The organism is Bradyrhizobium sp. MI1.10 (genome assembly GCF_055811035.1).
Map to the genome: position 1 here is coordinate 1 of NZ_JBVVPN010000153.1, position 752 is coordinate 752.

Annotated in this window: 1 protein-coding gene; it reads right to left on the reverse strand. The window is 62.0% G+C overall.

The annotated features are described in order from the left end of the window. Nucleotides 1-752, reverse strand: a 752-nt coding sequence (locus tag AC0L3K_RS40685) for a DUF4082 domain-containing protein (RefSeq protein ID WP_473368215.1), incomplete at both ends; no start/stop codon positions are given.

A 752-nucleotide genomic window follows, 5' to 3' on the forward strand; every position in this document is an offset into this window, starting at 1 on the left:
GCGATGGACACGGGATTGCTGAACGTGACGGTCTGCCAGCCACTGCTGCCCTCGTTGGTGAAAGTCGCGCTCGCCAGTAGCGTGCCGGTGCTGCTCCACAACAAGCCCGTATGAGTACCGGTGTCATTTGCACTCTTGTAGTACTTGATGCCAGTGATCGTGCCTGCCACGGAGGAGGTGAATTGCACGCCAAGGTTGACTTGCGACGGATCGGAATTCGACAGAATGGCCGGCGTGTCCGAGTTCGAGAACAGGCTCACGCCTGAGGGCGCTGTCGTCACCGCGAGATTGAACGTCTCGCTGGCTGACAGACCGCCGAAATCGGTGACCGATGTCTTGACGCTGAGGGTGCCAGCACTGGTGGACGTTGGTGTCCCGCTGAAGGTCCGAGTCGTGGCATCGAAGGTCAGCCATGCGGGAAGTGCCGTGCCATCGGCGGCGGTCGCTGTATAGGCGAGCGAATCCCCGGAATCGACGTCGGTGAAGGTGCCCGCTGGCAGCGTTAAGGAGAATGACGTGCCGACTGTCGCGGTCTGATCGCCGGTCTGGACGGCCAGCACTGGCGCGTCGTTGGCGCCATGAATGGTAACGGTGAACGTTGTCGATGACGTGGCGCCGGCGGTGTCGCGCATCGTGTAATTGAACACGTCGGTGAGCGTGTTGGTCGACAGCCGCAAGGCCTGCACGGCTGGATCCGTCTCGTTGACCACGTACGTGAAGGCGCCCGAGGCATTGAGCACCAGGCTGCCGTG